Origin of the sequence: Streptomyces sp. NPDC006207, assembly GCF_040613835.1 — a bacterium.
Classification (GTDB): domain Bacteria; phylum Actinomycetota; class Actinomycetes; order Streptomycetales; family Streptomycetaceae; genus Actinacidiphila.
Genome location: NZ_JBEXSX010000014.1, coordinates 1 through 13,457, shown reverse-complemented (window position 1 = coordinate 13,457; position 13,457 = coordinate 1). Strand labels below are relative to the sequence as shown.

Genomic DNA, 13,457 nt, shown 5'->3' with positions numbered 1-13,457 from the left:
TCCCGCCCCGCGCGCCGCCTCAGAGCAGCGCGCGGGTGCGGGCCAGCAGCGTCCGGACGGAACCGTCCGCGACGTCGGCGACCTCGTCGTAGGAGAACCACTTCAGGTCCAGCGACTCCTCGCTGATCTCCTCCACCGCGCCGGGCGGCGCGACGGCGGCGTACTGCACGTCGAGGTGCCAGGCGCACGGCGTCAGGTGCCGGTCGAGGTTGACCGGCCCGGGACGCAGCAGGGTGAGTCCGCGGATGCCCGACTCCTCGACGCCCTCACGCAGCGCGGCCCCGGCCAGCGAGGTGTCCTCCGGCTCGCAGTGCCCGCCCATCTGCAGCCACATGCCGAGCTTCTTGTGCAGGGTCAGCAGCACCCGTCCGCGCTCGGGGTCCACCACCAGGGCGCTGCCCGTGACGTGTCCCGCGGCGCAGGCCTTCCACATGCCGTCCGGGTGCGCCTCCAGGTGGGCCAGGTAGGTCTCCCGGAGCCGCTCCTGCCCCGTGTCGGGCGCGGACCAGTCCTTCAGGACGCGTACGGCGTCGTCGTGCAGGCTCACTTCTCGTCGTCGTCCTTGCCCTCGTCGGTGCCGTCGTGCTCGTGCTCGTCCTCGTTGCGCCGGACGTCCTTCCCGTGGCCGCCCGCGGCCTCGCCGAGGATCTTGTCCAGCTCGGAGAAGTCCAGCTGCTCGTGGTGGACGAAGCCGTCGGGGTCGTCCAGGTCGGCGGCGGTCGGCAGCATGTCGGGGTGGGCCCACAGCCCGTCGCGTCCGTCGACGCCGCGCGCGTCGGTGAGCGAGGCCCACAGCCGGGAGGCGTCCCGCAGCCGGCGGGGTCGCAGCTCCAGGCCGATCAGCGTGGCGAAGGTCTGCTCCGCGGGGCCACCGCTCGCCCGGCGCCGGCGCAGCGTCTCGCGCAGCGCCCCGGCCGACGGCAGGTGCGGGGCGGCGGCCGCGTGCACGACCGCGTCCACCCAGCCCTCGACGAGGGCCAGGGCCGTCTCCAGACGGGCCAGCGCCGCCTTCTGCGCCGGGGTGTCCTCGGGCTGGAACATGCCCTGCTGCAGGGCGTCCTGGAGCGCCTCGGGGTTCGACGGGTCGAGCTGGCCGACCGCGTCCTCCAGCTTCGCGGTGTCCACCTTGATACCGCGGGCGTACCCCTCGACGGCGCCGAACAGGTGTGCCCGCAGCCACGGCACGTGGGCGAACAGCCGCTGGTGCGCCGCCTCGCGGAGCGCCAGGTAGAGCCGGACCTCGTCCTGCGGCACGCTCAGGCCCTCGCCGAAGGCCTCCACGTTGGCGGGGAGCAGCGCGGCCTTGCCGGCCGGGCCGAGCGGCAGGCCGATGTCGGTCGAGCCCACGACCTCACCGGCGAGCGTGCCCAGCGCCTGCCCGATCTGCGTGCCGAACATGGCGCCGCCCATGGAGCGCATCATGCCGAGCAGCGGGCCCGCCATGGCCTGCATCTCCTCGGGCAGCACGTCGCCCATCGCCGTCCCGACGCGCTCGGCGACCGGGTCGACCAGCTCCTTCCACACGGGCAGGGTCGCCTCGACCCATTCGGCCCGGCTCCACGCCACGGCCGAGCCGGCGCCGGAGGGCATCGACGTCACCCCGTCGAGCCACAGGTCCGCCAGCCGCAGCGACTCCTGGACCTTCGCCCGGTCCGCGGGACCCACGCTGACGTCCTTCGAGCCCTCCGGGGTGCCCTGGGCCACCGTCTGCCGGGCGATGTCCTTGGCCATGTCCCAGTTCACCGGGCCGCCCTCGTACGAGAGCATCTGACCCAGCTGCTGGAAGGCCGCGCCCAGGTCGTTGGGGTTCAGCGAACCGAACATGGCGGCGAACGGGTTGTCCCCGCCGGCGCCGCCGAAGGGACTCCCGCCGCCGTAGCCGAAGGGATTGGCCGGTCCCCGGGAGCCGCCGCCGGAACCGCCGGACTTCTTGCCGTCGTCCCCTTCCTCGGGCTCCTCGGGAGGGACTCCGAATCCGAATGGGATGTCGCTCACGGTTTCCTCGGCTCTGTGTGTTGTGGGCTGTACCTCCAGCCTAGACACCCGTCAGGCAGGATGGCTGCGTACGGACCGCGGTTGCGGACCGCGCACCCGGTACCAGAGACAACCGTGGGAGACACCTGGTGAGTTCCCCAGAACCGACCGTTCGCCCAGAGCGGAGCGGCGGCAGGGCCCCCGCCGGACCTGTGGTCGCCGTCACCGGCGCCGCCTCCGGTGTCGGCCTGCTGCTGGCCCTGCGGCTGGCCGAATCCGACCAGGTCAAGAAGGTCGTGGCGATCGACGAGCGCCGCGGCGACGTCCCCGGTGCCCAGTGGGCGGTGCTCGACGTTCGGGACCCGGCGATCGCCGAGCGGCTGCGCGGCGTGGACGTCGTCGTCCACCTCGCGCTCGACCTGGACCTGGAGTCCGACCCCAAGGCGCGCAGCGCCTTCAACGTGCGCGGTACCCAGACGGTGCTCACCGCGGCGGCCGCCGCCGGCGTGCCGCGCGTGGTGCTGTGCACCTCGGCCATGGTCTACGGCGCCCACCCGGACAACGACGTCCCGCTCGCCGAGGACGCCCCGCTGCGCGCGACCGCGGAGGCGTCCTTCGTGGGCGACCTGCTGGAGATCGAGCGGCTGGGCAAGCGCGCCCCCCGCGCGCACCCCGGACTCAACGTGACCGTCCTGCGTCCGGCCGTGCTGGTCGGCGGCACCGACACCGCGCTGACCCGCTACTTCGAGTCGCCGCGGCTGCTGGTGGTGGGCGGCAGCCGCCCCTGCTGGCAGTTCTGCCACGTGGAGGACCTGGTGACGGCGCTGGAGCATGCGGCGCTGGAGAAGGTGGACGGCGAGATGACCGTGGGCTGCGACGGCTGGCTGGAGCAGGAGGAGGTCGAGGAGCTCTCGGGCATCCGCCGCATGGAGCTGCCGCCCGCGGTGGCGCTCGGCGCGGCCTCCCGGCTGCACCGGCTGGGGCTCACCCCCTCCCCGGCGGGGGACCTGGCGTACACGATGCACCCGTGGGTGGTCAGCGGCAGCAGGCTGCACGAGTCGGGCTGGCGGCCGAAGTGGACCAACGAGGAGGTGCTGGCCGTCCTGCTGGAGGAGGTCTCCGGCCGCAACTCCGTCGTCGGGCGGCGCCTGGGCCGCAAGGACGCGGCCACGCTCGGTGCGGCCGGCGCGACGGTCGCCCTGGTCGGCACGGCGGCGATGGTGCGGAGGGCGCGCAAGCGCCGCGGTGTCTGAGCGTCGCCGCGCGAAATCGCTCCGGAAGGGGGTTTCCGCATGGCGGGTGATGGGGCAGCATGAGCGGCATGGCACAGACGCACGACGAACCCGTCCGGCTCATCGCGGTCCGGGACACGGAGCTGTCCGTGGACGAGGTCTTCCGCGCCGTGGGGCACGATTCCGCCGGGGGCACCGCGCTGTTCGTCGGCATGGTCCGTGACCACGACGGCCCGTCGGACGCGGAGGTGACCGGGCTCGGCTACTCGGCTCACCCGGGCGCGGAGGCCGAACTGCGCCGGGTCGCGGAGAAGGTCGTCGCGGACTTCCCGGTCAAGGCACTGGCCGCCGTCCACCGGGTGGGCGACCTGCGCGTCGGCGACCTCGCGGTCGTCGTCGCCGTCTCCTGCCCGCACCGGGCCGAGGCCTTCGCCGCCTGCCGGCGGCTCATCGACGACCTCAAGCGCGAGGTCCCGATCTGGAAGCACCAGGCCTTCGCCGACGGCACCGAGGAGTGGGTCGGCGCCTGCGCCCACTGACCCGCGGGGAGGGCGGTCGCCGCCCGCCTCGCCACTGAGTGGCCCACCTGCGGTTGCGTAACCTGCCACCCGCTCTGAACGTTGTAGCAGCAGAAGATTAGTCTGCTCATAGTTCTTGATCGGCATGCGCGTCCAGGAGGCCGAAGTGGCAGCGCTCGCATGGTTGCTCATCCCGCTGGTCGCCGCGATCGCCGCGGCCGTCTGGGGAGGCTGGGCGGCGCGTACGCGGTCCACCGGGGACGGCGCCTCGCTCGCCGACTACGAGCGTTTCCGCGAGGCCATGCAGCGCACCGGATCGGGCGGCCCGGCCTGAGGCCCCACGGGGCGGCTGCGGGTTCCGTACCGTACTGTCGTTCCATGCCACGCCGCACCGCGACGCTGCTCGCATCGACCCTGACCCTGATAGCGCTGCTGTGTGTCGCGCTCCTGTGGCCCGTGCCGTACGCGGAGATGTCGCCGGGTCCGACGGTGAACACGCTCGGGTCGCACGGCGGGGATCCGGTGCTGCAGATCTCGGGGCACAAGACGTACCCGACCAGCGGTCACCTCAACATGACCACGGTGCGGGTGACGAGCGCGGACTACTCGATGAACCTGGTGGAGGCGGTCGTCGGCTGGCTGGCGCACGACCAGAAGGTCGTCGAGCACGACACGCTCTACCCCAAGGGGCAGACGGCCGAGGAGGCCGACCAGGAGAACGCCGAGGAGTTCACGCAGTCCCAGGACAGCGCGAAGGTCGCGGCGCTCGACGAGCTCGGCATACCCGTCGGCTCCCGGGTGATCGTCTCCGCCGTGGTCAAGGGCGCCCCGGCCGAGGGCGAGCTGCACGCCGGAGACGTGATCAAGGCCGTGGACGGCGAGCCGGTCAAGGCGGCGGGCGACGTCGCATCGCTGGTCACCAAGCACCAGCCGGGGCAGAAGGTGGTCTTCACCGTCGTGCCCAAGGGCGCCAAGGGCGACGCCACCCAGGACGTGACCATCACCACGGCGAAGTCGGACGACGACGGCGAGGCCCGGGCGGTCGTGGGCATCCAGGCCGGCGTCGAGCACACCTTCCCGTTCAAGATCGACATCAAGCTGGCGGACGTCGGCGGCCCGAGCGCCGGCCTGATGTTCGCGCTGGGCATCGTCGACAAGCTCACCCCGGAGGACCTCACCGGCGGCAAGTTCGTCGCGGGCACCGGCACGATCGACGACGAGGGCAAGGTCGGTCCCATCGGCGGCATAGACATGAAGACCATCGGCGCGCGGCAGAAGGGCGCCGAGTACTTCCTGACCCCCGCCGACAACTGCGCGGAGGCGGCGACCGACACCCCGAGCGGCCTCACCCTGGTCAAGGTGAAGACCATCGACGACGCCCTGGACGCGCTCAAGGACATCCGCGACGGCAAGACGTCGGCCCTGCCCTCCTGCACGAAGGGCTGAGCGACGGACGCATCCGTACGGCCCGACGGCCCCGGGGAACTCCCCGGGGCCGTCCGCGTCACTCCTCGAAGGTCGCCGCCAGGGCGTCGGCCAGCCCCGGCACCAGCGCGGAACCGGTCAGCACCTCGGTGGGGGAGTCCTTCTCGCGCAGCCGCACCGCCGACTCCCGGGACCCGTCCCGCAGCACGCCCACCGTCATGCGGACCTCCTGGCGGTCAGGGTGCCCGGCGACCCAGCGGGCCAGCGCGGCGTCGTCCAGCCCCTGCGGGATGGACTCCTCCGCGGACGGCGGCAGCATCAGCCGCTCGACGGTGAGCGCGCAGCCGCTGACGACACCGGGCCAGGCGATGGTGGCCAGGAACTCGTCCAGCGCGGCGCCCGGCGGCAGCTCGTCCTGCTCGATCGGGGTCAGCCCCGCGGCCGCCCCGTCTCCGAGGCCGAGTTCCTCGGCCAGCTTGGGCTCCTGTACGCGCAGCGCCGCGGTGTCGACGAGGGCGAAGAGCCGGGCGGGCTGGTCCCAGCCGAGGCCGGACGCGTAGTCGTCGATTTCCAGGACGGCACGGGTGAGCGGGTTCGCGGTGAGCGGCGCACCCTCGGACGTGTTGTTGGACATGCTCATCATCCTGCCTGTTCTGTGACCCGCATCCCCAATCGGGAGCCTTGGGGAACTGAGTAAACGCTGAGTAAGTTGCATCAGTGGGCGCCGGTAGGGCGTCCGACGGAGACCGACACTTCGAGGTGCGCACCTTGGTATTCCAGATGCCGGACCGCGGCGGGGGTCCGCACGGGCCGCGGATCAGAGTGGGCCGCCCGTCGCGGCGAGCCCGGACACTGCTCATGACCCTGGGCGTCCTGGCCGTGCTGGCCATGGCCTTCGTCATGTTCTCGGGTTTCTGGACCGACTGGCTCTGGTACCGCTCCGTCCACTATTCCTCGGTCTTCACCACCACCCTGTGGACCAAGATCGGCCTGTTCTTCGTCTTCGGTCTGCTGATGGCCGCGGCCGTCGGCGTCAACGTGTACCTCGCGCACCGGCTCCGGCCGCCGCTCAGCGCGATGTCGATGGAGCAGCAGAGCCTCGACCGCTACCGGATGGGCATCGCCCCCTACAAGAAGTGGGTGCTGCTCACCGTCTGCGCGCTCGTGGGGCTGATCGCCGGAGCCTCCGCCTCCAGCCAGTGGCGCACATGGCTGCTGTGGACGAACTCCACGTCGTTCGGCACCAAGGACCCGCAGTTCCACGTGGACATCTCCTTCTACGCCTTCGACCTGCCCTGGTACCGCTTCCTGCTGAGCTTCGGCTTCGCGGCGGTCGTGCTGTCGCTGCTGGCGGCGGCGCTGGTGCACTACCTGTACGGGGGCCTGCGGCTCACCTCCCCGGGCGGCCGGGCGACGGCGGCGGCGACCGGGCACCTGTCGGTGCTGCTGGGCCTGTTCGTCACCTTGAAGGCCGTCGCGTACTGGCTGGACCGCTACTCGCTGGCGGTGAAGTCCGGCAACCTCAGGTCGGGCGACTGGACGGGCCTGCGCTACGTGGACGCCAACGCCTACCTGCCGGCCAAGACGATCCTGTTCGCCATCGCCATCATCTGCGCGCTGCTGTTCTTCGCCACCCTGTGGCGGCGCACCTGGTCGCTGCCGCTGATCGGCTTCGGCCTGATGGTGCTGTCGGCGATCCTGATCGGCGGCCTGTACCCGGCGATCGTGCAGAAGTTCCAGGTGCAGCCGAACGAGGCCGCCAAGGAGCAGCCGTACATCCAGAAGAACATCGACGCCACGCGTGAGGCGTACGGCATCGACCACGCCGACGTGACGGACTACTCGGGCACGAGCGGTGACGGCAAGGAGAAGCTGCGCAGCGACGCCGACACGGCGGCGTCCATCCGCCTGCTGGACCCGAACGTGGTCTCGCCGACCTACCAGCAGCTGCAGAAGGTGCGCGGCTACTACGCGTTCCCGTCCACGCTCGACGTCGACCGCTACACGATCGACGGCAAGGAGCAGGACACCGTGGTGGGCCTGCGGGAGCTGAACCTCGAGGGCATCCCGCAGCACAGCTGGATCAACGACCACTTCAAGTACACGCACGGCTACGGCATGGTGGCGGCCAAGGGCACCACCACGACCGCCAGCGGCGAGCCGGACTTCACTGAGTACAACCTGCCGACCAAGGGCGACCTCGGGACGTACCAGCAGCGGATCTACTACGGCGAGCAGACCAAGCAGTGGTCGATCGTCGGCGACAAGACCACGCCGGAGATCGACTACACCGACGACAGCGGCGAGAAGCCGTACACGTACACCGCCAAGAGCGGCGTCGGCCTGAAGAACCCGGTGACCAGGCTCGCCTACGCGGTGTCCTTCGGGGAGCCGCAGATCTTCTACTCCGGCGCCGTCGGCGACGACTCGCAGATCCTGTACAACCGCATGCCCAAGGAGCGGGTCGAGGCGGTCGCGCCCTGGCTGACGATCGACGGCGACTCCTACCCGGCGGTCGTCGACGGCCGGATCGTGTGGATCGTCGACGCCTACACGACGAGCAACGGCTACCCGTACTCGTCGCGCACGACGCTGGGCGACACCACCGCGGACTCGCTGACCGACGGGCAGCGCGCCGTGCTGGCGCAGCAGAACCAGGTCAACTACATCCGCAACTCGGTGAAGGCGACCGTCGACGCGTACAGCGGCAAGGTCACGCTCTACCAGTGGGACACCGAAGACCCGGTGCTGAAGACCTGGATGAAGGCCTTCCCGGACACGGTCGAGCCCAAGACGGCGATCGACGACGCGCTGATGGCGCATCTGCGCTACCCGCAGGACCTGTTCAAGGTGCAGCGCGAGCTGCTGACGCGCTACCACGTCACCAAGGCGTCGACCTTCTACAGCGGCAGTGAGGTGTGGGCGGTGCCCAACGACCCCGCCGCCAAGACCGGCAAGTCGGTGCCGCCGTACTACCTGAGCCTGAAGATGCCCGGCCAGAACGACCAGGCGTTCTCGCTCACGACGACCTTCACGCCGAACAAGCGCGAGAACCTCAGCGCCTTCATGGCGGTCGACGCGGACGCGAAGAGTCCGGAGTACGGCGCGATCAGGGTGCTGAAGCTGCCGTCGAACACCACGGTGTCCGGACCGCAGCAGGTGCAGAGCCAGTTCAACTCCGACCCCGACGTGGCGGAGAAGATCAGGCTACTCAAGGGCGGTGACTCGGAGGTCGAGTACGGCAACCTGCTGACCGTGCCCCTCGACGGCGGGCTGCTGTACGTCGAGCCGGTCTACGTCCGCGGCGCGGGCACCAACTACCCGCTGCTGAAGAAGGTGCTGGTGAGCTACGGCGGCCAGACCGAGTTCGAGGACACGCTCGCGCAGGCGCTCGACGCGGTGTTCGGCTCGGACGGCGGCACGCCCGAGACGCCACCGGAGACGGGCGGGGGCACCCAGCCGCCGGCCTCCGGCAATCCGACGGTCGCCCAGGCCCTGGAGGACGCCCAGCAGGCGTACGACGCGGGCCAGAAGGCGCTCAAGGAGGGCGACTGGGGCGCGTACGGCCAGGCGCAGAAGGATCTCGCCGACGCGCTGAAGCGGGCCCAGGAGGCCGAGCAGCAGGCGGGCAGGCAGGGCTGACGGGGCCCACCCCGCGTCGTGGTACTGTTGTTCCACCGACGCGGGGTGGAGCAGCTCGGTAGCTCGCTGGGCTCATAACCCAGAGGTCGCAGGTTCAAATCCTGTCCCCGCTACTGTTGGAGAGGGCCCGGAGTCAATAGACTCCGGGCCCTTTCACTTGTAGGGGGGAACTGGTACCGCAGAGGTTTCGGTTGGCATCATGTCGGGAAGTCGACAAAACGCTGTAGTGACCTACGAAGTGACCAACTGGGATCGGCTGAACTCTGCAGGTTTGCCGCATACCAGGTGTACTGCGGGTACGGGTGATGCGACGATGGACCTCATGGGGGATGGTGCAAGGCTGCTGAAGACTCGTCAGATCCGGGATCCCGGGTCCACGGGGCGGACGACCGTGCCCGCGGCCGGGGCCGCGCTGGTGCCGGCCGTCGCCGACCTGCTGCCCGCTCCGCGGATGGGCGGTCTCGACGAGGAGCGCCTCATCGAGTCCGACCTCCCGGACGAGGAGACCCTGGAGGCCCGCGAGGAGGCCGAACTCGAGGCGCGCCACCGGCGGGCCGCCGAGCACGGCGACATCGGGGCCATGAGCGTCCTGGGCACCCTGCTGCTGCGCCGCGGCGACCTCGAGGGCGCCGAGCCCCATCTGCGCGGCGCCGCCGCCGGAGGGGACCGCCCGGCCGCCAACAACCTGGGCCTGCTGCTGCACCAGCGCGGCTACGCCGACGAGGCCGCCGCATGGTGGCGCATCGCGGCGGTCGCCGGTTCCGCCGCGGCCGCGCACGCGCTCGGCCGGCACTTCCGCGAGCGTGGCGACGAGCCCGGCGCCGAGTACTGGCTGCGCCAGGCCGCGGAGTCCGGGCACACCCTGGGCGCGTACGCGCTGGCCGACCTCCTGGACCACCGGCGTGACGTCGGCGCCGAGCGCTGGTTCCACGCCGCCGCCGAGCACGGCCACCGCGAGGCCGCCTACCGGCTCGCCGGCATCTGCGCCGAGCGCGGCGAGGAGCGCGAGGCCGAGCAGTGGTACCGGCAGGCCGCCGCCCGCCGGCACCGCAGGGCCGCCCTGCGCCTCGGCACGCTCCTGGAGGAGCGCGGCGAGTTCGAGGAGGCCAAGCGCTGGTACCTGACCGCCGCCCGCGACGGGGAGCCGCGCGCCGCCTGCGCCCTCGGCTTCCTGCTGCGCGACGCCGGCGACGTCGACGGGGCCGCCACCTGGTGGCGGCGTGCCGCCAACGCCGGCGACGGCAACGCCGCGAACGCCCTGGGCGCGCTGCACGCCCAGGAGGGCGAGACCCAGACCGCCGAGCGGTGGTACCGGGCCGCGCTCGAGGCGGGGGACATCAACGGCGCCTTCAACCTCGGTCTGCTCTGCGCCGGTCAGGGCCGCACGGCCCAGGCCGAGCAGTGGTACCGCAAGGCCGCCTACACCGGGCACCGCGAGGCGGCCAACGCGCTCGCCGTGCTCCTGCTGCAGCGCGGCGACGCGGCGGGCGCCGAGCCCTGGTTCTCCAAGGCGGCGGAGGCGGGCAGCGTCGACGCCGCCTTCAACCTCGGCATCCTGTACGCCGGGCGGGGCGACGACGCCACCGCGCGGCGCTGGTACGAGCGCGCCGCGGCCAGCGGCCACGGCGAGGCCGCGCTCCAGGTGGCCATCGCCTTGCAGAAGGAGGGCGACGCGCACGGCGCCGAGCGTCACCTGCGCTGCGCGGCGGGCGGCGGCAGCCCGGAGGGCGCCTTCCGGCTCGGCGCGCTGCTGGACGGGCAGGGCACGCAGGAGGCCGAGGGCGAGGCCGAGGAGTGGTACGCCCGCGCCGCAGGCCAGGGGCACCGCCGTGCCCAGGTGCGGCTCGGCATGTGCGCCGCCAAGCGCGGGGACGTCGTGGACGCCGCCCACTGGTACCGGGAGGCCGCCGAGGGCGGCAGCCGCAACGGTGCCTTCAACCTCGGGCTGCTCCTCGCCCGCGAGGGCGCGGAGCCGGAGGCCGCCCTCTGGTGGACGCGTGCCGCGGACGCGGGCCACGGACGCGCCGCGCTGCGGCTGGCGCTGCTGGCCGCACGGCACGGACAGCTCGCGGACGCCCAGGCGTGGTGCGCCCGCGCGGTGGAGTGCGGCCCCGCCGAGGTGGCCGAGCGGGCCGCCCGGCTGACCGACGCCCTGGAGCACGAGCTGTCCGCGTGAGAAGCGATTTGCGCTGCTCAGCGCCGGGAGGGTAGTCTAAAGACACAACGACGCGGGGTGGAGCAGCTCGGTAGCTCGCTGGGCTCATAACCCAGAGGTCGCAGGTTCAAATCCTGTCCCCGCTACTGAAGAGAGGGCCCGGAAGCCATGGCTTCCGGGCCTTTCTCGTATGCGTTGGGTACAGGCCAGGCATGGTTCGGGCAAAAGGGTGCCGACGATCCTGGGCCCGCCGGCGCCGGCGCGCGATCCTGAGGACAGGCCCTCAGGCGGCGCGAGGAGGCGGGGTTGCTGCGCAGGCGGCGTAAGCGGCGGCCGACGGAACTCAGGGATGTGACGCGGTGGGGTCGGCTGTGCGCGGCCGCGGAGGTGGAGGGCCTGCTGCGCGAGCTGCGCAGCGCCGCCGACGACGAGGAGGCCGCCTACGACCGGGCGGCGGCCCTCAAGGCGCTGGCCGCGGCGCCGCCCCGGCTGTGGCTGCTGCTGGACCGTGCCGCCCGGGTGCAGGAGGGCACGCCCCCGGCGCCCGGCGAGAGTGAACCGCTGCGCCTGTTGCTGGCCGCGATGGACCGGGACGGCCGCATCCGGCAGGCCGCCGTGGAGGAGCTGGCGGTGCACGGCGGGCCGCTGGTGGCCTCCGCCCTCGCGCTGCGGACGGCGGACTGGGTGGACCAGGTCCGCGACCGGGCGCTGGAGGCGCTGCTGCGCCGTACCGCCCCGGACGAGGCCGCCGCGGCCGTACGGCTGCTGCTGAGGCTGCGCGGACGGAGCCGGGCGAGGCACACCCCCGAGGCGTACCGCGGGGTGCTGGCGGCGCCCGAGGCCCGGCGGGCGGTGCGTGCGCTGGCCGCCGACACGGACCCGCTGACCCGGCGCTTCGGGGTCGAGCTGGCCCTGGAACTCGGCGAGTTCGTCCGCGGGGACCTGGTGCGCACGGCGCTGCGCGACCCGGACCAGGTGTGCCGCAGACTGTGCGCCGAGCGGCTGCTGCAGATGGACCCGGACCAGGCGGGGCGGCTGCTGTGGGCCCGCTCGGCGGCCGTGCGGGAGCTGGCGGTCGCGGCGCTGCCGGACGACGTGCCGGCGGCCCGGCTGACCGCGCCGCTGGCCGACCCGGCGCGGATCGTCCGCGCCCAGGCCCGCTGGCGGCTGTACAGCAGGGGAGAGCCCCCGGCGCTGGCGTACCGCAGGCAGCTGTTGCGCTGCGGCCCGCAGAGCCCGCCGCGGCTGGTGGCCGGGCTGGTGACGGGGCTGGGGGAGTGCGGGGACGCCTCGGACGCGCCGCTGCTGCTGCGGCTGGCCCGTGAGGTGCGCACTCCGTGGCCGCCCGTGGTGCGCCGTGCCGCGGTGCGCGCGGCGGGACGGCTCGTCCCGCGGGAGGGGCTGCTGCGGCAGCTGGCGCCGTTGGCCGTGGATCCGGACCCCGGGGTGGCCAGGGAGGCCTTCGAGGCGCTCTCCAAGGTCGCCGGCCAGGTGCCGGTGGAGACGGTGTGGGTGGGCCGCACCCGGCCGGAGCCGGGGGTGCGCAAGGCCGCGGAACGTGTGCGGCGGGCCGCGCAGCGTCAGGCGCAGGCGGGGCACAGGCCCCGGTAGGTGACGTCGACCTGGGAGACGGTGAACCCGAAACGCTCCGCGTCGGGCAGGTCCGCCAGCGGGTTGCCGTGCGGGTGGACGTCCCGGACGGTGCCGCAGCTGGAGCACACCAGGTGCTGGTGCGGGCGGTGGGCGTTGGGGTCGTAGCGCTTGGCGCGGCCGTCGGTGGCGACCTCTATGACCTCGCCGAGCGACACCAGTTCGCCCAGGGTGTTGTAGACGGTCGCGCGGGAGATCTCGGGCAGTCGCGCCGCCGCGCGGGCGTGCACCTCGTCGGCGGTCAGGTGGACGTGGTCGCCGTCCAGGACCTCGGCCACGACGCGCCGCTGCGCGGTCATGCGCCATCCGCGGCCGCGCAGTCGTTCCAGCAGGTCACTCATTCCATTTCACCTATCAGTGGGATGGCAACAGCTTAACAGTGACAGTCCGTGTTCCGACCGGGTACGAGTTTGGGGCTCTTCTTGACTTGGACTCTGTCTATCGTAGGATCGCTTCCGGCGTAAGCCACGGCACAGCACCAACCCAGGGAGAAGCACGTGACGGTTCAGGAGACCGGCCCGCTGACCACGGAGGCGGGCGCCCCGGTCGCGGACAACCAGAACAGCGAGACCGCGGGCCCCGGGGGACCGGTCCTGGTCCAGGACCAGCAGCTGCTGGAGAAGCTCGCCCACTTCAACCGCGAGCGCATCCCGGAGCGCGTGGTGCACGCCCGTGGCGCCGGCGCCTACGGCACCTTCACGGTGACCGCCGACGTGACGAAGTACACGCGGGCGAAGTTCCTCTCCGAGGTCGGCAAGCAGACCGAGACCTTCCTGCGGTTCTCCACCGTCGCCGGCAACCTGGGCGCGGCGGACGCGGTGCGCGACCCGCGCGGCTGGGCGCTGAAGTTCTACACCGAGG

Annotated in this window: 12 protein-coding genes and 2 tRNA genes; 10 read left to right on the top strand and 4 right to left on the bottom strand. The window is 72.5% G+C overall.

Going from position 1 to position 13,457, the window contains the following annotated elements; translation table 11 throughout:
- Nucleotides 1-19 precede the first annotated feature (19 nt).
- Nucleotides 20-547 (bottom strand): NUDIX hydrolase, encoded by a 528-nt coding sequence (locus tag ABZ312_RS13765; protein WP_500327924.1) that lies wholly within the window; start codon nucleotides 545-547, stop codon nucleotides 20-22.
- Nucleotides 544-1,995: a zinc-dependent metalloprotease gene (locus tag ABZ312_RS13760; protein WP_500437691.1), complete on the bottom strand. Its 1,452-nt coding sequence runs from the start codon at nucleotides 1,993-1,995 to the stop codon at nucleotides 544-546. Before ABZ312_RS13760 ends, ABZ312_RS13765 begins: the two co-directional genes overlap by 4 nt.
- A gap of 128 nt (nucleotides 1,996-2,123) precedes the next feature.
- On the opposite strand from ABZ312_RS13760, the gene ABZ312_RS13755 reads away from it, so the two are divergent.
- From ABZ312_RS13755 to ABZ312_RS13740, 4 genes are all read left to right on the top strand, one after another.
- Nucleotides 2,124-3,227 carry an SDR family oxidoreductase gene (locus ABZ312_RS13755; RefSeq protein ID WP_500327920.1) on the top strand — a complete coding sequence of 368 codons (1,104 nt, stop codon included), beginning with the start codon at nucleotides 2,124-2,126 and terminating at the stop codon, nucleotides 3,225-3,227.
- A gap of 59 nt (nucleotides 3,228-3,286) precedes the next feature.
- Nucleotides 3,287-3,745 carry a molybdenum cofactor biosynthesis protein MoaE gene (locus ABZ312_RS13750; RefSeq protein ID WP_500327918.1) on the top strand — a complete coding sequence of 153 codons (459 nt, stop codon included), beginning with the start codon at nucleotides 3,287-3,289 and terminating at the stop codon, nucleotides 3,743-3,745.
- 145 nt (nucleotides 3,746-3,890) lie between these two features.
- Nucleotides 3,891-4,058, top strand: coding sequence for a hypothetical protein (locus ABZ312_RS13745; protein ID WP_500327916.1), 168 nt, complete (start codon nucleotides 3,891-3,893; stop codon nucleotides 4,056-4,058).
- A gap of 44 nt (nucleotides 4,059-4,102) precedes the next feature.
- Nucleotides 4,103-5,170, top strand: a complete 1,068-nt coding sequence (locus tag ABZ312_RS13740) for a YlbL family protein (RefSeq protein WP_500437689.1) — start codon at nucleotides 4,103-4,105, stop codon at nucleotides 5,168-5,170.
- Between the two features lie 58 nt (nucleotides 5,171-5,228).
- Here the strand turns inward: ABZ312_RS13740 and ABZ312_RS13735 are convergent, their stop codons facing one another.
- Nucleotides 5,229-5,783 (bottom strand): PPA1309 family protein, encoded by a 555-nt coding sequence (locus tag ABZ312_RS13735; protein WP_499513849.1) that lies wholly within the window; start codon nucleotides 5,781-5,783, stop codon nucleotides 5,229-5,231.
- Between the two features lie 146 nt (nucleotides 5,784-5,929).
- Here ABZ312_RS13735 and ABZ312_RS13730 point away from each other — a divergent pair, with 146 nt between their 5' ends.
- From ABZ312_RS13730 to ABZ312_RS13710, 5 genes are all read left to right on the top strand, one after another.
- Nucleotides 5,930-8,791 carry a UPF0182 family membrane protein gene (locus ABZ312_RS13730; protein ID WP_500328045.1) on the top strand — a complete coding sequence of 954 codons (2,862 nt, stop codon included), beginning with the start codon at nucleotides 5,930-5,932 and terminating at the stop codon, nucleotides 8,789-8,791.
- A gap of 39 nt (nucleotides 8,792-8,830) precedes the next feature.
- A tRNA-Met gene (locus ABZ312_RS13725) sits at nucleotides 8,831-8,904 on the top strand.
- A 338-nt stretch (nucleotides 8,905-9,242) separates the two neighbouring features.
- Nucleotides 9,243-10,967, top strand: coding sequence for a tetratricopeptide repeat protein (locus ABZ312_RS13720; protein ID WP_500328044.1), 1,725 nt, complete (start codon nucleotides 9,243-9,245; stop codon nucleotides 10,965-10,967).
- Between the two features lie 51 nt (nucleotides 10,968-11,018).
- Nucleotides 11,019-11,092, top strand: a tRNA-Met gene (locus tag ABZ312_RS13715).
- A gap of 205 nt (nucleotides 11,093-11,297) precedes the next feature.
- Nucleotides 11,298-12,557: a hypothetical protein gene (locus ABZ312_RS13710; RefSeq protein ID WP_500327914.1), complete on the top strand. Its 1,260-nt coding sequence runs from the start codon at nucleotides 11,298-11,300 to the stop codon at nucleotides 12,555-12,557.
- On the opposite strand, the gene ABZ312_RS13705 is transcribed toward ABZ312_RS13710, so the two are convergent.
- On the bottom strand, nucleotides 12,527-12,937 hold the full coding sequence (locus tag ABZ312_RS13705) for a Fur family transcriptional regulator (protein ID WP_500358597.1): 411 nt from the start codon (nucleotides 12,935-12,937) through the stop codon (nucleotides 12,527-12,529). The two genes, ABZ312_RS13710 and ABZ312_RS13705, sit on opposite strands and share 31 nt — an antisense overlap.
- A 156-nt stretch (nucleotides 12,938-13,093) precedes the next feature.
- Between ABZ312_RS13705 and ABZ312_RS13700 the strand changes: the two genes are divergently transcribed.
- Nucleotides 13,094-13,457, top strand: a 364-nt coding sequence (locus tag ABZ312_RS13700; RefSeq protein ID WP_500437687.1) for a catalase, incomplete at its 3' end; no start/stop codon positions are given.

Bases quoted from the DNA above. Each gene is read 5' to 3' on its own strand.
- ABZ312_RS13750 (WP_500327918.1), top strand. From the start codon at position 3,287: ATGAGCGGCATGGCACAGACGCACGACGAACCCGTCCGGCTCATCGCG.
- ABZ312_RS13740 (WP_500437689.1), top strand. From the start codon at position 4,103: ATGCCACGCCGCACCGCGACGCTGCTCGCATCGACCCTGACCCTGATA.
- ABZ312_RS13735 (WP_499513849.1), bottom strand. From the start codon at position 5,783: ATGTCCAACAACACGTCCGAGGGTGCGCCGCTCACCGCGAACCCGCTC.
- ABZ312_RS13730 (WP_500328045.1), top strand. From the start codon at position 5,930: ATGCCGGACCGCGGCGGGGGTCCGCACGGGCCGCGGATCAGAGTGGGC.
- ABZ312_RS13720 (WP_500328044.1), top strand. From the start codon at position 9,243: ATGGGCGGTCTCGACGAGGAGCGCCTCATCGAGTCCGACCTCCCGGAC.
- ABZ312_RS13705 (WP_500358597.1), bottom strand. From the start codon at position 12,937: ATGAGTGACCTGCTGGAACGACTGCGCGGCCGCGGATGGCGCATGACC.